The organism is Clostridium sp. UBA1652 (genome assembly GCF_002320975.1).
GTDB lineage: Bacteria > Bacillota > Clostridia > Clostridiales > Clostridiaceae > Clostridium_T > Clostridium_T intestinale.
The window spans coordinates 1-18,793 of sequence record NZ_DCLI01000005.1; the positions used below are offsets into that span (position 1 = coordinate 1).

General features: G+C 29.5%; 20 protein-coding genes. 5 read left to right on the forward strand and 15 right to left on the reverse strand.

From position 1 onward, the window contains the following. Positions 1–36: 36 nt before the first annotated feature. The 4 genes from B3N22_RS00515 to B3N22_RS00530 form a co-directional block, all read right to left on the reverse strand. Complete coding sequence (locus B3N22_RS00515; protein WP_286904031.1) at positions 37–1,281, reverse strand: glycosyltransferase; 1,245 nt, start codon at positions 1,279–1,281, stop codon at positions 37–39. Positions 1,282–1,299: 18 nt separating this feature from the next. Beyond that, positions 1,300–2,043, reverse strand: coding sequence for an alpha/beta hydrolase (locus B3N22_RS00520; RefSeq protein WP_286904033.1), 744 nt, complete (start codon positions 2,041–2,043; stop codon positions 1,300–1,302). A gap of 283 nt (positions 2,044–2,326) precedes the next feature. After that, positions 2,327–2,722, reverse strand: coding sequence for a metal-dependent hydrolase (locus B3N22_RS00525; RefSeq protein WP_286904035.1), 396 nt, complete (start codon positions 2,720–2,722; stop codon positions 2,327–2,329). Between the two features lie 81 nt (positions 2,723–2,803). After that, a complete protein-coding gene (locus tag B3N22_RS00530) occupies positions 2,804–3,376 on the reverse strand; it encodes a phosphatase PAP2 family protein (RefSeq protein WP_286904037.1) in 573 nt (190 codons plus the stop codon). Between the two features lie 158 nt (positions 3,377–3,534). Between B3N22_RS00530 and B3N22_RS00535 the strand changes: the two genes are divergently transcribed. Then, the gene (locus B3N22_RS00535) at positions 3,535–4,662 is read left to right on the forward strand and encodes a tocopherol cyclase family protein (RefSeq protein ID WP_286904038.1); all 1,128 of its coding nucleotides are present in this window, start codon (positions 3,535–3,537) and stop codon (positions 4,660–4,662) included. A 48-nt stretch (positions 4,663–4,710) separates the two neighbouring features. On the opposite strand, the gene B3N22_RS00540 is transcribed toward B3N22_RS00535, so the two are convergent. Both B3N22_RS00540 and B3N22_RS00545 read right to left on the reverse strand, forming a co-directional pair. Next, the gene (locus B3N22_RS00540; protein WP_286904039.1) at positions 4,711–5,265 is read right to left on the reverse strand and encodes a GNAT family N-acetyltransferase; all 555 of its coding nucleotides are present in this window, start codon (positions 5,263–5,265) and stop codon (positions 4,711–4,713) included. Positions 5,266–5,585: 320 nt separating this feature from the next. Then, on the reverse strand, positions 5,586–6,011 hold the full coding sequence (locus tag B3N22_RS00545; protein WP_286904040.1) for a DUF3788 domain-containing protein: 426 nt from the start codon (positions 6,009–6,011) through the stop codon (positions 5,586–5,588). A gap of 207 nt (positions 6,012–6,218) precedes the next feature. Here B3N22_RS00545 and B3N22_RS00550 point away from each other — a divergent pair, with 207 nt between their 5' ends. Then, the gene (locus B3N22_RS00550; RefSeq protein WP_286904041.1) at positions 6,219–6,926 is read left to right on the forward strand and encodes a YjgB family protein; all 708 of its coding nucleotides are present in this window, start codon (positions 6,219–6,221) and stop codon (positions 6,924–6,926) included. A 26-nt stretch (positions 6,927–6,952) separates the two neighbouring features. Here B3N22_RS00550 and B3N22_RS00555 read toward each other — a convergent pair whose 3' ends face one another. Continuing rightward, entirely contained in the window at positions 6,953–7,429 is a 477-nt protein-coding gene (locus B3N22_RS00555; RefSeq protein ID WP_286904043.1) for an HIT family protein, read from the reverse strand. 97 nt (positions 7,430–7,526) lie between these two features. Beyond that, on the reverse strand, positions 7,527–8,111 hold the full coding sequence (locus B3N22_RS00560) for a TetR/AcrR family transcriptional regulator (RefSeq protein ID WP_073018882.1): 585 nt from the start codon (positions 8,109–8,111) through the stop codon (positions 7,527–7,529). A 119-nt stretch (positions 8,112–8,230) separates the two neighbouring features. Here B3N22_RS00560 and B3N22_RS00565 point away from each other — a divergent pair, with 119 nt between their 5' ends. Next, positions 8,231–10,072 carry a zinc-binding metallopeptidase family protein gene (locus B3N22_RS00565; protein WP_286904047.1) on the forward strand — a complete coding sequence of 614 codons (1,842 nt, stop codon included), beginning with the start codon at positions 8,231–8,233 and terminating at the stop codon, positions 10,070–10,072. Between the two features lie 45 nt (positions 10,073–10,117). On the opposite strand, the gene B3N22_RS00570 is transcribed toward B3N22_RS00565, so the two are convergent. Beyond that, positions 10,118–11,086 carry a Gfo/Idh/MocA family protein gene (locus tag B3N22_RS00570; protein ID WP_238902491.1) on the reverse strand — a complete coding sequence of 323 codons (969 nt, stop codon included), beginning with the start codon at positions 11,084–11,086 and terminating at the stop codon, positions 10,118–10,120. Between the two features lie 100 nt (positions 11,087–11,186). Then, on the reverse strand, positions 11,187–11,900 hold the full coding sequence (locus B3N22_RS00575; protein ID WP_286904051.1) for an ATP-binding protein: 714 nt from the start codon (positions 11,898–11,900) through the stop codon (positions 11,187–11,189). A 230-nt stretch (positions 11,901–12,130) separates the two neighbouring features. Here B3N22_RS00575 and B3N22_RS00580 point away from each other — a divergent pair, with 230 nt between their 5' ends. Then, positions 12,131–12,472: a hypothetical protein gene (locus B3N22_RS00580; RefSeq protein ID WP_286904053.1), complete on the forward strand. Its 342-nt coding sequence runs from the start codon at positions 12,131–12,133 to the stop codon at positions 12,470–12,472. Between the two features lie 58 nt (positions 12,473–12,530). Here B3N22_RS00580 and B3N22_RS00585 read toward each other — a convergent pair whose 3' ends face one another. From B3N22_RS00585 to namA, 4 genes are all read right to left on the reverse strand, one after another. After that, positions 12,531–14,270, reverse strand: a complete 1,740-nt coding sequence (locus B3N22_RS00585; RefSeq protein ID WP_286904055.1) for a methyl-accepting chemotaxis protein — start codon at positions 14,268–14,270, stop codon at positions 12,531–12,533. A gap of 144 nt (positions 14,271–14,414) precedes the next feature. Next, positions 14,415–14,999, reverse strand: coding sequence for an ATP-dependent Clp endopeptidase proteolytic subunit ClpP (gene clpP / locus B3N22_RS00590; RefSeq protein ID WP_286904057.1), 585 nt, complete (start codon positions 14,997–14,999; stop codon positions 14,415–14,417). 20 nt (positions 15,000–15,019) lie between these two features. Then, positions 15,020–15,397, reverse strand: a complete 378-nt coding sequence (locus tag B3N22_RS00595) for a helix-turn-helix transcriptional regulator (RefSeq protein ID WP_073018869.1) — start codon at positions 15,395–15,397, stop codon at positions 15,020–15,022. A gap of 154 nt (positions 15,398–15,551) precedes the next feature. Continuing rightward, positions 15,552–16,568 (reverse strand): NADPH dehydrogenase NamA, encoded by a 1,017-nt coding sequence (gene namA, locus B3N22_RS00600; protein ID WP_286904060.1) that lies wholly within the window; start codon positions 16,566–16,568, stop codon positions 15,552–15,554. A gap of 117 nt (positions 16,569–16,685) precedes the next feature. Here namA and B3N22_RS00605 point away from each other — a divergent pair, with 117 nt between their 5' ends. Further along, positions 16,686–17,540 carry a CorA family divalent cation transporter gene (locus tag B3N22_RS00605; RefSeq protein ID WP_286904062.1) on the forward strand — a complete coding sequence of 285 codons (855 nt, stop codon included), beginning with the start codon at positions 16,686–16,688 and terminating at the stop codon, positions 17,538–17,540. A gap of 70 nt (positions 17,541–17,610) precedes the next feature. On the opposite strand, the gene B3N22_RS00610 is transcribed toward B3N22_RS00605, so the two are convergent. Further along, positions 17,611–18,711, reverse strand: a complete 1,101-nt coding sequence (locus B3N22_RS00610) for a GGDEF domain-containing protein (RefSeq protein ID WP_286904064.1) — start codon at positions 18,709–18,711, stop codon at positions 17,611–17,613. Positions 18,712–18,793: the final 82 nt, after the last annotated feature.

Sequence of the window (18,793 nt, forward strand, 5' to 3'; positions counted from 1 at the left end):
TTGTCAACAATTAATATATTTATTTCTTAATCAATACTACATATTAAGGGTTTCTTCAATTAATGTAACTGCATTTTGGACTCCATTTTCACTTTTTAAAACCTCTCCAATTTCAGATGCACGATTTCTCATTTTCTGATTATTAAGGACATCCCTAATTGCCTTTGTGTAGTTTTCTACTGATAATTTTTTACACCATATAGGTTTAGTACCTACTCCCATCTCATATACACGTTCTCCCCAATAAGGCTGATCACCACCAAATGGAATAATTATACTTGGTACACCACTTCGCACTCCAGCTGCCGTTGTTCCAGCTCCTCCATGATGAGATACAGCTAACATTTTAGGAAATAGCCACTCATGAGGTACATTTTCTACTTGTATAACGTTGCTAGGAAAATCTACATATTTCAAATTGCGCCATCCAGCAGATATAATTGCTCTTTGCCCTGTTATTTTTAGACTTTCCAAAACTACTTTTATAATCCTGTTAAAATCTCCACCTACTGTACTTCCAAATCCAATGTACATAGGTTTGCTTCCTTCAGCTAAAAAGCGTTTTAAATTTTCATCTGGTCTCCACTCCTTGTCCAATTCCTTTATCCAAAATCCCGTTATATGCTGATGTTCTCCATACTCTTTAGGCTTTGGTGCAAGCGTAGGACTATAAGCATAAAGCGTAGTAATAGGTTTTCCATTCATACTCCTATAAGGAAACTCAAAAGCTTTGATCTTTTTTAATCCCATTTGAACACGCCAGTCATTGAGTAAATTTCTTGTAGCATTAGACCATAAAATATCGCCTCCTTTAAAGGTAAGCTTGTTATAGCAACCTCCAAGAAAAGAGCGTGGTGCAGTCATTGCTGGAAACTCTGACGTTGGATCTAAAGGTGCAAAAAAACATCTAAAGCAGCATATTCCAAGCTTCTCTCCAACATGATACGCTACACTTCCTAGGGTGCTGTAAAGAATCGTATCCATGCCCTCACATGCATCTTCAATATTTGATAAAAATTCTGCTTTCACTGGATTCAATAAGAATGGTAAGTTTCTAAAATACTCCAACGAAGATACCTGTTCCCCAATTAGACGTATCATAATCTCTTTTGCATCACCTGCCATAGGTGCATATTCAAAACCTTCCTGCTCAATTACTTCTTTAAAAATACTCATTGCACAAATACGTATTTTGTGACCCTTTTTCTTAAGTCCTCTGCCCAGTGCAAGAAAAGGCTGAACATCTCCCCGTGAACCAATTGTAATAATTACAAAATTCATAATACATCCTCCTCGTCTTTACTTTGTAATTTTCATATAGCCTTTTATCATTTCTGAATATTCTCTTGAATTATTAGCTAAAAATTCACAGTGACCATAATTCTTTCTAATATTTATATTAACATGAGGATATTTTCTTTTAATGACCCTTGCTCTTTTTGAATAAAAATCTTTGTCTCCAAATTCAAAAAACATTTTTTTCTGTAAATTTACTGAATACTTCATAAATTTAAAATGAGTACAGGACCACAATATATTTATCATACTTTCTTTACTAATTCTAATTAATGATTTTGCCATTACCTCCCCTAATTCGCCATAGTATTTCTCCATCTTTTTAATAATAAGTTTCGGTTTTTTCCTTGCTTTTTTTTGATTAATTATCATTGCAATTTTTAATAAACTGTACAAAATATAAGAATTACTATACATTGGAGCTCCATCTAAAACAATAGTTTTAAAATTAATGCTTCCATCATTTATTACATAAAGAGCTACAACAGCCCCCATAGATGCTCCAAATATTAAATCTACTTCTTTATAATCATTTTCTTTCAGATATTTTATAAACTCTCTCGCCTCATTTGATGCAGAAATAAATTTAGATTTCGATTCCCCATGAGATGAAATATCTGGTGCTATATAGCAATAGTTGTTTCCCAAACCCTTCAATAAATTCATACATATAACTCCGTCTGCAAGCATTGGATGAAGAATTACGACTTTAGGAAATGTTTTATCTCCATATTCTTTAATAACCATTAGATTCCCCCCTTAAAACAGAATTTCTAAACATTCTTATCATTTATTAAAAAAAATTCAGTATTCATATACAATAAATATATGAGCATATGTTCATATATTTATTGTATGCTAACTACAATTTAATGTCAATAAATCCAAAATTTCATTTTTATTAATTTTAGATTTTTATAAACATTGACAACCTCCCATTAATGACAGTTAAGTATCATAAAAGAATAAAAAAAGAGATTTGCCAAACTACTCTTACTTAACATGACAAATCTCTTTTCTTATATTTTCTCTATTTAACCAAAGAAAATATTATGTATATAAGTAACAGACCTATAAAAAAGTCCTCTGCTCCACCTGTTTTAAATAATTTAAAACCATAATGTTTTTTCTTAAGGGGATATAAAAATGGAACACCAGCCTTAGTTAATGAATCTAAAAACAAATGGGTAAAATAATTTACTCCCCATAAGATTCCTAACTGTTCATTAAAGGTATAAAGAAAATAAGAGCTTATCCCAAGTGCCAATAATGAATGTGTAAAGGTTCTGTGTTTTATTCCAAGGTATATATCCCAATCTGGGGCTATGGATCCTACTAATGCTATTGGAGCTATTAGCATATTATCTTTCGTGACGAGTGTAATTGTAGTTGCAATTCCCATAGCCAAATGAGTTCTTTTTAGCATATCTAAACACACCCTTTATTTTAATGCCTGTACATTATACCAGAATATACGTTCCCTGTCATTAAAATAAAGATTTCTATGCTAATATGTAAATATTCTATCTAATAAAATCATTCCCTGAAGATATCCCCCATGCAATATTATAAACACTATCTTAGAACAGACTATACCAATTATCATTCCTGCTAATACATCTGTTGGGTAGTGCACATATAAATAAATTCTCGATAAAGCTATTAAAAAAGCTATTGCTAAAAATATTATTCTAAACTGCACAAAATAAGCTGATAAAACTTCTGCAACAGCAAAAGATGATAAGGTATGCCCTGATGGAAAAGAATATGATAAAGGCTTGTCAATTAATAAGTGCATACTCTCCTTATAACTACATGGCCTTGCTCTTCTAACGATATGTTTTATAATTCCTTCTCCAACTAAAGTACTGATAATCAAAGTTAATAGAACCACTTCTCCAATTAATCTACGCTCTTCATTTATCATCAAAAACCCAGCAATTATAATCCATATAATACCCAGGTTGCCTAAGCTAGTTATTATGGGCATCGCTTTATCTAAATATCTATTTTTAATACGTCTACTTATAGTGAATAGTATATAATTATCAAATGTATGTATTCTTCTTAATATATCCATTTTGTGCCCCCCCTTTTTCTTATTGTTTATATTATTAACCATTTTAATTAGAAACAGATTAAAATATGGTTATTTTTTCTTTAAGAATTGTGAATCCTCAAGTTTTGTTATTATTTATGTTATAATAAATTTAAAATTATTGCAATGAGGTGTTTAGTATGAATAAAAGTGATTTAAGTAGAAATTTATATATGCTTAAAGGCCCTTTATCTAAAGAAGGGTACGACTGGTGGTGGCATAATTTTACTGGTTATAATACAAAAACTGGTGAAGCTAAAGCCTTTTTTGTTGAATACTTTGTTTGTAACCCTGCTTTAGGTGGAGAAAAAGCTATTTTAGGACAACTTCCTGAGAATATAAAAAATGGAGTAAAACCTTCTTATGCTTTGATTAAGGTTGGAGTTTGGGGTGAAAATGCTAAACAAATACATAACTTTTATCCAATTAACGCCTTCTCTTCTGACGAAAATATTTTGAATGTGAAAATTGGAGAGTGTACATTAACTGAAAAACATATAGAAGGCCACTGTAGGGTTACTCCTGAAGATGCTAAAGACCACCCTGAATATATGTGTGATGCTGGTCAAATGTCTTGGAAGCTTTCTGTTGATAAAAAGATTACTTATAATGTTGGGTTAGGAGCCTCTAAATCCTTACGTAACTTAAATGCCTTTGAAATGTTTTGGCATGCAGAAGGAATTAAAACCGAATATTCAGGGATAGTTGTTCTTGATGGTGAGGTTTTTGATGTTATTCCTGAAAAATCTTATGGTTATGCCGATAAAAACTGGGGAAAAGATTTTACATCTCCTTGGTTATGGATAAGCAGCTGCAATATAAAAAGTTTAATTACAAATAAAACTTTAACCAATTCTGCCGTTGAGGTAGGAGGTGGAAAACCTAAAGTTTTAGGTGTAGCTCTAGATAGAAAGATTTTAGTTGCTTTATATTATGAAGGAAAAATGTATGAATATAATTTCTCAAAATTTTGGGAGAAATCAAATGTAGAGTTTGGATTTACTGAAGGAGAGAGCATTAATAAATGGTTTGTTAATTCCAGTAATTCAGACTCCATAATGGAACTAACCTTAGAATGTCCAAAATCAGAAATGCTTTTAATAAATTATGAAGCTCCAAACGGTAAAAAACTTCATAATAGATTGTGGAATGGTGGCACAGGATATGGTGAAATTAAGCTATATGAAAAAAAAGGCACTGAAAAAGTTCTTATTGATCATATGGAAATTAAAAATACTGGCTGCGAGTATGGAGAATATTCTAAATAAAAATAAGGAGTACTTCGCTTATGAAGTGCTCCTTTATTTTCTACACCTTTATTTAATATTATTGTTTAATAAAACCATATGTATATGATCTTCCCAATTTCCATTTATCTTTAAATATTTATATGATAAACCTTCATTATAAAAACCTAATTTCTCAACTACTCTTAAAGACATTTTGTTTTTTGGCATAATATTGGCTTCAATCCTGTGCAATCCATACTCATCAAATATAATTTCAATTCCTTTTTGAATTGCCTCAGTTATATACCCTTTATTTATCTCATCTTTGTCTGATCTGTAACCAAGATAAGTTGATAAAAATATCCCTCTTACTATATTTGTAAAGGCTATTGAACCTATTATTTTAGAATCATCTTCCTTTTTAAATACCCATAGTCTAAATGAATTATTATTTTTAATTTCTGTTAGTTCTTTATCTAGCTGCTCCTCATGATATTGCTTTGTATAAAACTCTTCATTTCTCACAGGTTCCCAGGCTTCTAAAAAGGACTTATTTCTTAAATAATAATCAACAACCATTTCTGCATAAGATTTATCTACTACTTTTAATAAAAGCCTTTCAGTTTCATAAACTGTTTTCACTAAAATCACTCTCCAAATTTATCTGCAATTAGTATAAAGACGTCTCTACCCAAAAACATTATAGCATTAGTTATTAAAAGTACTAAGTCTCATATATTCCTCTACTATATATTAGTATTAACTAACATCCAAGCTTCAAATATATACTTAAACATTCTTATTTTTTCTTGTACACTTGTAGTTTTTAAGTTAGAATAATATTGTTAGGCACAGGATGTTCTCAAAAAACATTTAACTTTTTATCATACATACTTTAAATTAACTTGTCAATAGTTATAATCACTCAAAAATTCAACTCACCTCTACCTCTTATAAATTCTCTAACTACTCTTCAACTTTTTATTTGGTCTTTTCTTTATTAATAACAATTTTTCTATATCTTTAGCTATTTCATCATCTACTCTATCTATGTATAACCATTTCCCATCATGATATTGTTTGGTATTATCATAAAACTTATTAATGTATTCTGAGAATTCTTCTCTTGAATTTTCAAATTTATCGCGTTCAACTTTTCCAAATATAATTAATATACACAACCCTTGTTTTTTTGGATATAAAGCACAGAGAGTTTTGCTGCTTTTACGATATTTAAGCTCATAAACCCCTGTTTTTCCTCCTTTATTCCATAGAATATCCATTTCATAGTTTTTTTCTATGAACTTGTTGATTAAACTCCAGTTTCTAAATATGTTATCTCCCATAAGATGTTTAAGCTCTTCTTCTTCTGGTATATTTTCAAGCATTCTACATACCTCCTCTTAATAATCTTACCTAAATTATAATATCAATAATATGACAACTGTTCGTCATATTGTTAATATTATTTTACCATTTTTATACTTTTATTGTAACCTTATAGTAATTGACTTTCTCTTTTTATAAGCATAATCTTTAATTGTATATTATAAGAACTATTGGCTTCTTATAATTCAAATTGAAGGAGGATTACTATGTTAAAATACTTTAAGAAAAAAACTATTATTGGTACTATTTTTACTCTTTCATTTGTTTTCCTTGTAGGTTGCTCTAATTTCTCAAAACCTACAAACGAAGATAAATCTTCTACTGAATCAGAAAATAATGTATCCCAAAATCCTACTAATGAGAGCGGAAATACTGGTGGTGACTCTTCTTCTAAACCAAATACAACGCCACAAACATCGTCTAACTCTACTAGTCAAACTGATAATAAAACTATTTTAGATAATATTAAAAAGCTTGCTATAGAAGGGAAAATAATAAACAGCGAATTTGGAGTAAAAAACTCAAATCTTTCAGATATAGAAAAGAAATTAGGTACAGCTGACAAAACTGATTGGGTAGCCTCTGCAAAAGGCAACTACTCAACTTTCTCAAAACATAATTTAGTATTTGGTTCTAATAAAGGAGCTCAAATATTTGAAGCAAGATCTTTTGATCCTAGCTTAAAAAACCTAACACTTTCAGAAATAAAAAGCGCCTATGGAACACCAGCTCATGATGTAAAATCTAATGGAGAAGAAATCATAGGTTACACCGCTGGGGATGAATATAAACTATTATTTGTATTTTCTGCCCCTACTAAATCTAATAGTGATCCTAAACTAGATCATTATTCTGTTCTTTATCCCAAAGGAACAGTTAATTCTATGGCTAATGATCCAGGGAGAGAGTGGTAGTTAAAAATGTCAGAATAAGTTAGTTCTTATTCTGACTTTTTATTTCTGAAATATTCTCTAAGCTTCTCTGCATACTCTGTTCTTTCCTCAGGTTCTGAGTTCCTTCTATCTGTTTTATATAAATTGTCATTTTTATATCTTGGAAATACATGAAGATGATAATGCCAAACATCTTGATCCCCAGAAGGTTCATTATGCTGCCTTGTAGAAACTCCATCACATTTATATACTTCTTTTAATGCAATTGCAACTTCTCTTTCAAAATCATGTATTTTATAAGATATTTGAGAGGATAAATCATATAAATTTTCTATGTGTTTATTAGGAATTATAATAACATGTCCTTTATTATTTTCCCACCATCCTGAAGCTATAAATGCTGTTATATACTCATCTTTATATATTATATCTTTTTGTTTTGTATATACATGTTCATTTTCTATTCCTTTAACTATATTACAAAATGGACAAATATATCCTTGTGGTTCATGATTATACATCATATTACCTCCAATAATTATTATATTAATCATATCCTTTTTACTCTATAAGCTTAATCAATAATTCTAATTCTTTCTATAGAATCATGTAACTCACAACTTAATCTTCAAGCTTTCCTGACATTGGTTTATAGTACATTTTTAAACTTATCTTTGTCATCTCATCTATATTGTTATTTTCTGTATTCGTAATCCATCTAGAAAAAACATTATATAGTGCTCCTGCATTAAATGCGATCTGATACATATTTTCATCGCTTTTATCTAATATTTGAGACTGCATAGATTCTGTTAATCTATCTAAAATAACATGATTAAAGTTTGCTTCGTATAATATTTTATAAATATCTTTTTGTTTATATAAAACTTTAAACATAGTTCTTATGAAAGCCTCAGGTTCTTTTGCTTTTCCTGTATTTAAATCAGTATATGGAGCAAGCTCCGTATTGATTTCAAATATAAGTGAATCTACAAGATCATTTAAAATATCTTTTTTAGTATTATAGTTGTTATAATATGCAGTTCTTGATACTCCTGCTTTCTTTACAATATCTGTAACAGTTATACTGTCAAAAGGTTTCTGTTTTATCAAAATGACTAAAGCTGTATATATAGCTTCTCTAGTTAGCTTATTCGTAATCTTATTTGAGTAACGCTTAATTAGCTTTTCATCCTTGTCTGACATTACATATCCCTCCTATTTGTACGTTTTAAGGTTCATCTTATTGAATGTTTAAATTAACTTAACTATACTATATCTAATATGACATTACAAATGTAAGTTCAAAAGGAGAGATAAACAATATGAAAAAATACTTCAAACTATTTTTAGGAATTTTATTACTTCTTTTAGCGTTTTCTAAAGGTTTTTTCATAGGAATGCAAAAAGACACTTCCTTAGTTACTATGATATTAAGTTTTTTAATATATCTATATTATGAATTATTACTAAAAAGCAAAAACAAGCTAAGATTTATTTATCTGTTGATTACATTTATAGAAGTACTCTCTTTCACTACAAATTTAAATGTTTTTAACTACATATCAGGATTTTTACTTTTAGTATTAGCTGTAGTTGAATTTTTTTCTCTACACATAGAGAAAAGAGGAAGAAAAACTATCTATAAAGTTGGTAAAGTCATATTTAGTTTTCTTGTTATTATTAGTGTGGTAGTTCTTATATTTGGTATTCATTCTAAGCCATCTAATAGTTTTACAACACCTAATCTAAAAAAAGTAACCTTAAAAGAAAATAATTTAGATTCAGAAGAAGTAATGTTACAAAACATTGAGATTATGAATTCCTTTGGAAGCAGAGTCACTGGCTCTAAAGGACATAATGAGTTTATAAACTGGCTTAAATCGGAGATAACTGATATGGGATTAGAAGTCCATACTAATAAATATATCTTCGAGCAATGGGAAGAAAAAACTTCTGAATTATCTATAGATGGAGAAAAAATAGAGGTATCCTCAGCCTACCCCTACTCTGGGATAACTGATAAAGATGGTGTAACAGGTGAGTTAGTATATATTAAAAATAATGATTACAAGCCTGCAAAAGGAAAAATTGCTGTTGTAGAAATTGACAACACCAAGAAACTACCTTTACCTCTTATCATGAATAAGTTAGACTCATTTCCACTTCATACTAATGTTGTGTCAAGTGATGGTGATGTTGTTTTATCCTCAACCTTACAAACACCTAACTTAAATAAGTTAAAGGATTTAGGGGTAAAAGCAGTTGTTTTAGTTTGGAAAGGTGTATCAAATGAAAAAATAAAGGATCAATATCTTCCTTTTACAACTGATTATGCTGGAATACCTGCACTTTTCGTAAATGAAACAGAAGGTGAAAAAGTAATAAATTATTCAAATACCAAATCCACAGCCACTTTAACTCTTGAAGCAAATACTCAATCAGATGCAAAAACTGAATCTTTTTATGTAATGTTAGAAGGTAAAAATAAATATGAAACAATAATCATAAACTCTCATACTGATGGAGTTAATGTTGTAGAAGAAAATGGTGCCATTGCAATGCTTTCTATGCTTAAATACCTAAAGGATGAGCCTTTAGATAAAAATATTGTTTTCGCTTTTGTAACTGGTCACTTTAGACTTCCAGTTTTTAAAGGAAGTTCTCAAGCAACTTCTACATGGCTTAATGATAATAAAGAACTATGGGATGGAAAAAATGGTCATAAAAAAGCTGTATCAGCCATTACTGTAGAACATCTAGGTAGCCTGGAATGGAAAGATGATGAAAACGGAGTATATAAAGCAACTGGAAACATTCAAAGCGAATACACCTATGTAAATAACCCTATTATGCTTGAGGTATGGAAAGAAGCTATTAAAGATAGAGAAAATACAAAAACTGTTTTTCTACATGGTCACAATAAGTTTGAGTTTGGAGAAAGTCAACCTCTCTTTGAAGAAAACATCCCTGTTATTGGCTTTATACCTATGCCAGATTATTTGCTAACAAACAGTAATAATAGAGAAATGGATAAATTTGATATCACCCTTATGCATAATCAAGTAAAATCCTTGTTAAAGGCAGCTTTAATATTAGATGATCTTCCTAAAGAACAACTTGGGATTGGAGATAGCTATAGTTATTTTTGGGGAAATACAAAATAAAAACATAAAAACTGTGCAATTACTCCAAATTGCACAGTTTTTTAATTATACTCTCTTCCCTCTAGCAACTTCATCCATAATCTTCATTACTTCTATGGAGTCTTTCCAACTCATAACTTCACTTTCAAGTTTTCCTTCTCTTATGCAGTTACTTACTTCTTCAATTTGATATTCAAAACCATTTATTTCAAAAGGAAGGTCTATTACTTCCTCTTTTCCATCTGACATTAAAATAACTTTTTCTCCACTTGAGTATCTTGGGATGCATATTCTTCCCTTGGTACCAATTATGTTAGCTTCTCTTATTGTTGGAGCATTTACTGCACCATAAAGCTGTGCTTGTTCCCCATTTTCATAGGTTAAGGTTACAGATACATTTTCATCCACACCAGTTTTACCTATATAAAGAGTGCTATCAATAGCCTTTGGCTTGTTTCCAAATATAAATGCACTATAGGATATATTATATACTCCAACATCTAACAATGCTCCTCCAGCTAAATCCTTGTTATATATTCTTCCTTCTGGGTCAAAAGGAACTAAACTTCCAAAGTCCGCTTGAAGTAATCTAACTTCCCCTATTTTTCCTTCCTCAATTAATTCTTTGGTCTTTCTATGAACTGGTAAAAATCTAGTCTTCATAGCTTCCATAAAGAATACTTTGTTTTCTTCTGCAACTTTAATAACTTCTCTTATCTCTTCTTCACTTATAGTTACAGGTTTTTCGCATAATACTGCTTTACCATTTTTAAGACACAATATAGAAAGTTCCTTATGAAAATTATGTGGAACTGCTACATATATTACTTCAACTTCTTTATCTTTAACTATTTCATCATAACTTCCATAACACTTATCTTTAGTTACACCATATCTATTTCCAAAAGCTTCTGACTTCTCTTTACTTCTTGAAGCAACTGCTACTAACTCAACATTACTCATTGAAGTTACAGCTTGAGCTAACTTATTTGCTATACCACCAAGTCCTATTATTCCCCACTTTATAGTTCTCATAATAATTCCTCCTCTTATCTTTATTGATATAGGAGAATTATACCATGCCTAAAAACAAAAAGTCACCTTATAATGTTTAACTATAAAGTGACCTTCTTTATTATAATATTCTTCCGTCTCTACTTATAACTACTACTTCCCAAGGTATTACCTTACCACTCTTAAGCATAGCATTTTTAATAGCTACTTCTAAACCACCACAGCAAGGTACTTCCATTCTAACAAGTTTTAAACTTTTTATATTATTTTTCTCTAATATTAAGGCAAGTTTTTCAGAATAGTCTCCTTCATCTAGTTTAGGACACCCTATAAGGGTAACTTTTCCTTCCATTAAGCTATGCATGTCTCTATAAGCATAAGCAGTACAATCTGCTGCTATTAAAAGTTCAGCATCTCTAAAAAAACCTGCTGTTGGCTGAACTAATTTTATTTGACATGGCCATTGCTTTAATACAGAAACCTCATCCTCTTCTGATTTTTCCTTCTCTTTAGTAGTCTTACTCTTATTATTGTGAGAAGCCATCCCAAATGGTGTAAAGTCCATTATGTCCATGCTTCTATTCTTCTTTTCATTTTTGCTTTTGATTCTTTCTTGAACTGCATCATCATCATATTCTTCTGCTGATCTTTCAATTATATTAATAGCATCCATTGGACATCCTGGAAGACAATCCCCAAGTCCATCACAATATATATCACTAACTAAAGTAGCCTTACCATCTACAAGTTCTAATGCTCCTTCATGACATGCTGTTATACAAATACCGCACCCATTACATTTTTCTTTATCTATATTAACAATTTTTCTAATCATTTTAACCCCTCCACTATTAACTTATATTTAAATTATAGTAAATAAAGTTTATAAATTCAGTAACTAATGTTACCATCGTCACGGAAATTTAATTAGATTAATGTTATTTAGACATAAATATGAATATCTTAAATGTTTCTTACCATTATTCCAATTAATTGAAAACATTGTAAATGCCCTTTATAATTAAGTTGAGAACATCTTTTAAATAAGGTTTTATGGTGATTAATATGAAAATATCAAAACTAAGGTTTTTGAAAATTTTTCTACTACTATTGTTATTTATTGCACTTAGTAATAGAGCTCTTTACGGAACTTTTAATATTTTTGCTTATCCAACTAAATTGACTTTTGACAGCTTTAGTTTTCCTAGTTCTGAAAAGACAATACGATTAACTGGGGAAAATAAACCTAAATACTATATTTCTGATCCATTACATAAACTTACAGGCAAAAAAATCTATAGTGATACTTTAGATTTTAAAGGACCTGCAAGAACTATCTATCTTAAGATTGGTGAGGATGAATATTTGCTCTTTGGAACTGGAGGAGAAAACTACAACCCTAGTTAATAATGTTTTTATATGTAAAAAGGACATTTATAGATTTCTATAAATGCCCTTAAGTTTATTATACTTTAAACTTTTGTATTGTTTTTTCTAGATTATTTGATAAGTCTGTAAGTACATTCATTGATGCTGATATTTCTTCAATTGATGCAGTGTGCTCTTCAGTAGAGGCAGCTACTTCCTCTGTACTTGATGCATTTGTTTCTATTAATGCAACCATTTTCCCTATAGCATCTTCTACTACTGAAGTACTGTTATTAATAGCTTCTGTTTCAGCAGTAACTTCTTTTATTTTTTGTGTTACTTCAAATACTGATGTCTCTATCTTTTTAAGAGAATCATCTGTGTTTTTAAGTGCTACTGCCTGCTTATCAATTGATTGATTAGTGTTGGATACTTCTTCAACTGATTTTTTAATATCACTTTGAATCTCAGTTATAAGTTTGCTTATCTTTAAAGTAGATTCTCGAGATAACTCTGCTAACTTTTTAACTTCATTTGCAACTACCGTGAATCCCCTACCAGCTTCTCCTGCTCTAGCAGCTTCTATTGCTGCATTTAAAGAAAGTAAGTTGATTTGTTCTGTTATTCCATTTATAAACTCAACTACTTCTCCGATCTCGTTTGACTTAGTTGAAAGATTCCAAATTACTTCACTAACTTTTTTTGAGGAATCCTTAGTATTATCCATAATTTTAATTTGTTCCTTAATTGTTGATGCTCCACTATTAACAGTTTCTATTGCAGTGTTTGTAAGCTTATTTATATATATTGAGTTTGTAGTAATCTTCTTTAATCCTTCTACTACAACTTTAACCTTTTCATTACTTTGTTCAGCAAACTCTATTTGCTTTGAAGTACTTTCTGCTAAATCAGAAACTGTATTGGCTACCTCTTGTGATGTGTTACTTATTTCATCAGTAGTTTTCATTATCTCATTTGAAGATAGTGCAACGGTCTCTGTTGCTTCTTTGGTCTCACTAATTAAGTTTCTTATACTTGTTATAAACTCATTAAACTTACTTGTAACTTCACCAAGTTCATCTTTCTTATGTATTTCACCCTTAGTAGTTAAGTCTCCTTTTTCAGCTTGTTCCATTAAAGCTTTAAATTGATTAATGAACATTTTTATTCCTTTATATGTAGCCATTATAATAATTGTGAATACAATAGTTGCTACTAGACCTAAAGCTTCTAAAATAATCAAATACTTAGTAAATGTATTCTTATCGCTTTCTGATGTCTCAATCATCATTTCAGCAGCTTCTGTTGCCTTACTTTGTATGCTCTCAACTAATGAATCCATATCTGAAGTAGTTTGTCTATCAAGGCCACTGACTAACTCATCTACAGTTTTATAGCTCTCTGAATTATTAACATCATAACTTTTAATAGCAGTACTATATTTATCAAATAACTCCTTATGATTGAGCATTAAGGTATCTACAGATGTTGTATCAAGGCTGTTATTTTTCATACTTTCTTTAAGTTTTAGAAGTTTATCCTGAACATTGTTATTACTTTTAATAAATTGATTATAATACTTATCAAAATTATCCTTACTATTTCCTCTTAATAAAACATTCTTCCATTCTTGTACTTGTATTTTGAATTCTACTTGAGCATCTCTAGCCTCATCAACTAATATTGTATAACTTCTTGACACTTCAAGTCTTTCTTTGGTACTGTTATTAAATTTACTGACTGTATACCAAGAGAATGTACACATTCCAACTATAAAAATAACTACAAATATTATCAATGAGTATAGTTTGGTTCCTATTCCTACCTCTCGTTTCATTAATTTTCCTCCTAACAGAAATCCTATATCTATATTTCGACATTTTTTTCACTTTCTTTAATATATATTGTGAAATTTATTTTTATATAATTATAAATAAAAATAGTGTTGCAAATAATCTTAACTCTATTTGCAACACTATTTCTATTTGTTTAAAACCTTATCAACTATTCCATACTTAAAAGCTTCTTCCGCCGTCATATAGTAATCTCTCTCCATATCCTGCTCTATTCTTTCAAGAGGTTGACCTGTTCTTTCACTATATATTCTGTTTAGCTTAGCTTTAGTCTTTAATAACCAATCAGCATGAATTTTTATATCTGTCGCCTGTCCTTGAAAACCTCCATGTACTGAAGGCTGATGTATTAGAATCTCACTGTTTGGAAGAGCGAATCTTTTTCCTTTAGCTCCTGCAGTTAATAAAAAAGATCCCATACTTGCAGCTAATCCTAAACATATAGTTGATACATCTGACTTTATATACTGCATCGTATCATATATAGCCATGCCTGCTGTTACAGAACCTCCTGGACTATTTATATACAAGTTAATATCTTTATCAGGATTATCTGACTCTAAAAATAATAATTGAGCAACTATAGTATTTGCACTTTCATCTGTTACCGGTCCATTTAACATTATTATTCTATCCTTTAGAAGTCTTGAATATATGTCATAAGACCTTTCCCCTTTATTAGTCTGTTCAACAACCATTGGTACATAACTCATATTTATCACTCCTTTTAACTTTATGCTGCCATAGAAAGTTTAGTTACATTAGAACTTCTTCTATCAAATACCATAACCTTACTTGTTCTAAATTCTCTTGGAGGAACTCCATAAATCCTTTTAAACGCTTTTGTAAAGGCCTCTTGAGAACTGAACTGATATTTTAACGCAATATCCACTATCTTATTATCTGTAGTTACTAGTTCACTTGCTGCCTCTTTAAGTCTTCTTTTTCTTATATATTCTGCCACTGGTTCCCCAACAACAGAATGGAATACTCTATGAAAATGATACTTTGATAAAAAAGCTTTATCCGCAAGTTCTTTTAACTCTATTTTGTTATCCAAATTATCTTCAATGTATTCAATAGATTTTTTAATACAGGCATCATGGTTCAAGCTTAAACACCTACCTTGTTTATATCTGTTGATTATATTATAGTTTATGTTTTTTTATAAATCCTGTCTTTTTTTGCTAAAGTATTTTATAGCATAATTTAGATATGTTATAATTTGGTTAAAGAGTATAAGGAGTGATTTTCATGATTATGTTTTAAAATCCTCTTTTATATTGCTCCGGTATTAAGTCATCTCTTCCTTCTTCTTTAGCCCATTTTAAAATCACATATGGATCTCTAAGTAGTAATCTAGCTAGGAAGACAAACTCGCTTCTTTCATTTCCAAGTATCTCATCTACCATTTTCTTATCTGAGATTAACCCTCCAGCCATAACTGGTATTCCTGTATCTTTTTTAACAACTTCTGCAAACTTTACTTGATAACCTGGATATAGATTGATCTTTGCATGAACTACAGCTCCCGCACTTACGTTTATTAAATCTATTCCATTTTCTTTTACTAAGTTTATTATCTTAGCTGTATCTTCTGGAGTGTTTCCACCTTCAGTAAAGTCTGAGGCAGATACTCTTAAAACTATAGGTATAGTTTCTGGAACTACTTCTTTTATTGCTTTTAATACTTCGTCTAAGAATTTAGCCCTATTTTCTAAAGTTCCACCATATTCATCTTCTCTTTTATTTGATAGTGGTGATAAAAACTCATTTATTAAATATCCATGCGCTCCATGTACTTCTATAAAGTCAAAGCCTGCTCTTACAGCTCTAAGGGCACCTTTTTTAAATGACTCTACTACATCTTTAATTTCATCCTTTGTTAACTCTTTAGGAGTTTTGCTTTTATCGTCAAAAGCTATCTCAGATGGCGCAACTATATCTCCTGGATATTCAGATTTTCTTCCTGCATGAGCTAGTTGAATTCCTATTGGTGCACCATAAGCTTTAACTGAATCTGTTAGCTTTTTTAATCCTTCTATGTGTTCATCTTTCCATATACCTAAGTCTTTTTGAGATATTACACCTCTTTCTTCAACAGCTGTAGCTTCAATAATTATTCCGCCAACTCCTCCTATTGCTCTTGTTATATAGTGATGAATATGAAAATCCTTAACTTCTCCACTTTCATCACTTGAATACATGCACATAGGTGCCATCATAATTCTGTTTTTAAAAGTTATGTTTTTGATTTTAAAAGTATCAAATATTTTTGCCATTAGACTACCTCCAATATTTTAGTTTATATTTAAGCTAATTATATATTACTTACTAATTTTTTTAAAGTTGCTCTATATATTATTTGTGTTAAAATTATTTTTAAGGATGGTGAATACATGAGCACACTTATTTTCTCCGATTTAAATATTGAATATGATAAAGAATGGAATAAAGATATTCCAAATTTAGTTTCTTATATAATTGATGAAGATCACACCATAAGTATGGGCGAAAAATTTACTACTAATATACATACTGATATAGTTGTAAAGGATAAAAAGAACATATTTTTAAAGATTCCCTATAATACTAATAATCTCAATATACAAATACGTGCAGTTATAGACAATGATATTCTTATTTTAGATTTTGAAGAACAAGATTTTATAGACTTTTTAAAAGAAAAAGGTTCTATCGCTGGCAGGTTTAATTCTAGAATTATATTACTTTTCCTTTTTCAATATCTAGCTATAACCTACACTGATACCTTATTAGGTTTAGAAGATGATTTAAATGAACTATTTGAGAAAGCTATAGATAAAGGTCATATTGATTTCAAAAAACTTCTTATAATGAAAAAAGAAAGTTCCTTAATAAAAAGAAATACTGCTTTCTATAAGTCTATGATAAGTTATCTTGATGATGAGTTAGACGATTTACCTCTATATGAAAAGTTGATTTTTGTTCTAGATAATACTATAAACATGGTTGAAAATATAGAATCCTCAATATATTCATGTATAGATATGTATAACTCCCTATCATCTAATAAGATGAATAAAACAATGCAAGTTTTAACTATAATTACTGTTATATCCCTACCTGCAACTATAATTACAGGTATATTTGGTATGAACTTTGATATTATGCCTCTTCTTCATAACTATTATGGTTTTACCTTATCTATGGTTTTATTAATTTTAATAATAATCATAGAAATATATTTATTTAGAAAAAACAAATATATGTAATTTTATCTCATAAAAAGAGTGCTACAAATCTTCTTTTAATAAGTTTGTCTCACTCTTTTAGCTAAAATTACTATATCTCAAATATACATCTATCATCATTACAAATCTTATCTCTTCCAGTTCTTTTTGCTGTATATAATGCTCTATCTGCCATTTCTTTTAACTTATCTAAATCAACTACTTTATCTGGATAAGTTGATACTCCTATAGATACAGTTATGTTAATATACTCTTTATTCCCAATTTCAAAATCATATATCTTTACTGCTTTTCTTATTCTTGATGCTATTTGGAAGGCTTCTTCTTGTCCACAATCTAAAAGCAGTATACAAAACTCTTCTCCTCCAACTCTACCTATAATATCAAAAGATCTACAGTTATTTTTAAGAATATATGCTAATTCCTTTAGAACTATATCTCCTACAGGATGTCCATAAGTATCGTTTACTTTTTTAAAATGATCTATATCTACCATAAAACAAGATAAATCAAATTTATTTTCCTTAGCTTGTACAAAAGTTTCATTTACTAATTTATCAAAATTTCTTGTATTATTTAGTCCAGTTAAAAAATCTTGAGTGGAATTTTTTTTATATATTCTATAGAGTTCATTTGATTCCTGAACGTATTTTAATAAAAAATATTCTAGTGTTCCTGCAAGTAAAAAGGCTATAGAAAATTCTGATATAATTAAATATTTTTTTTCTACTTCATTTAATAAATATCCATAAGTTAAAAATAAAATCACCCATGAAATTCCCAAGGCTGTAAACCATCTTTTATTAAACTCTTTAATCTTTCTATTTAAAATATAAAAGCACATTAGACACAATATAACTTGAATAATTGCAACTAAAGAAGATTGATTTAATCCAAAATAATTTATACGAAAAAATAAAATAATTACTCCTGATATTGCTGCGCTTGCTATTCCCCCTACTATATCCACAATCATTATAGTTAATATTCTAAGATCTAAGAATGTTTGTGTTTCAAAAATATTTATGGTATAGATCATCATGAAAATACCTAATATTCCTCCAGCTATTCCTAATAATATTCTTTCTTTTACATCTTTCATAATATTTTGAGGTAATTCCTTTAATAAATGTTCCCCTATGAATGTAAAAGAAATAAGTAACAGTGTATTTATAAATAATTCACTAACCATAATTTCACCCCCTAAAATATTATTTCTTAAAATTATACTATTTTATAGCCTATTTTACAATATTTGTTCGTAATTATTTTTA

Excerpts from the sequence above, each read along its gene's own strand:
- B3N22_RS00515 (WP_286904031.1), bottom strand. The coding sequence starts at position 1,281 with ATGAATTTTGTAATTATTACAATTGGTTCACGGGGAGATGTTCAGCCT.
- B3N22_RS00520 (WP_286904033.1), bottom strand. The coding sequence starts at position 2,043 with ATGGTTATTAAAGAATATGGAGATAAAACATTTCCTAAAGTCGTAATT.
- B3N22_RS00525 (WP_286904035.1), bottom strand. The coding sequence starts at position 2,722 with ATGCTAAAAAGAACTCATTTGGCTATGGGAATTGCAACTACAATTACA.
- B3N22_RS00530 (WP_286904037.1), bottom strand. The coding sequence starts at position 3,376 with ATGGATATATTAAGAAGAATACATACATTTGATAATTATATACTATTC.
- B3N22_RS00535 (WP_286904038.1), top strand. The coding sequence starts at position 3,535 with ATGAATAAAAGTGATTTAAGTAGAAATTTATATATGCTTAAAGGCCCT.
- B3N22_RS00545 (WP_286904040.1), bottom strand. The coding sequence starts at position 6,011 with ATGCTTGAAAATATACCAGAAGAAGAAGAGCTTAAACATCTTATGGGA.
- B3N22_RS00550 (WP_286904041.1), top strand. The coding sequence starts at position 6,219 with ATGTTAAAATACTTTAAGAAAAAAACTATTATTGGTACTATTTTTACT.
- B3N22_RS00555 (WP_286904043.1), bottom strand. The coding sequence starts at position 7,429 with ATGATGTATAATCATGAACCACAAGGATATATTTGTCCATTTTGTAAT.
- B3N22_RS00560 (WP_073018882.1), bottom strand. The coding sequence starts at position 8,111 with ATGTCAGACAAGGATGAAAAGCTAATTAAGCGTTACTCAAATAAGATT.
- B3N22_RS00565 (WP_286904047.1), top strand. The coding sequence starts at position 8,231 with ATGAAAAAATACTTCAAACTATTTTTAGGAATTTTATTACTTCTTTTA.
- B3N22_RS00570 (WP_238902491.1), bottom strand. The coding sequence starts at position 11,086 with ATGAGAACTATAAAGTGGGGAATAATAGGACTTGGTGGTATAGCAAAT.
- B3N22_RS00575 (WP_286904051.1), bottom strand. The coding sequence starts at position 11,900 with ATGATTAGAAAAATTGTTAATATAGATAAAGAAAAATGTAATGGGTGC.
- B3N22_RS00580 (WP_286904053.1), top strand. The coding sequence starts at position 12,131 with ATGAAAATATCAAAACTAAGGTTTTTGAAAATTTTTCTACTACTATTG.
- B3N22_RS00585 (WP_286904055.1), bottom strand. The coding sequence starts at position 14,270 with ATGAAACGAGAGGTAGGAATAGGAACCAAACTATACTCATTGATAATA.
- clpP (WP_286904057.1), bottom strand. The coding sequence starts at position 14,999 with ATGAGTTATGTACCAATGGTTGTTGAACAGACTAATAAAGGGGAAAGG.
- namA (WP_286904060.1), bottom strand. The coding sequence starts at position 16,568 with ATGGCAAAAATATTTGATACTTTTAAAATCAAAAACATAACTTTTAAA.
- B3N22_RS00605 (WP_286904062.1), top strand. The coding sequence starts at position 16,686 with ATGAGCACACTTATTTTCTCCGATTTAAATATTGAATATGATAAAGAA.
- B3N22_RS00610 (WP_286904064.1), bottom strand. The coding sequence starts at position 18,711 with ATGGTTAGTGAATTATTTATAAATACACTGTTACTTATTTCTTTTACA.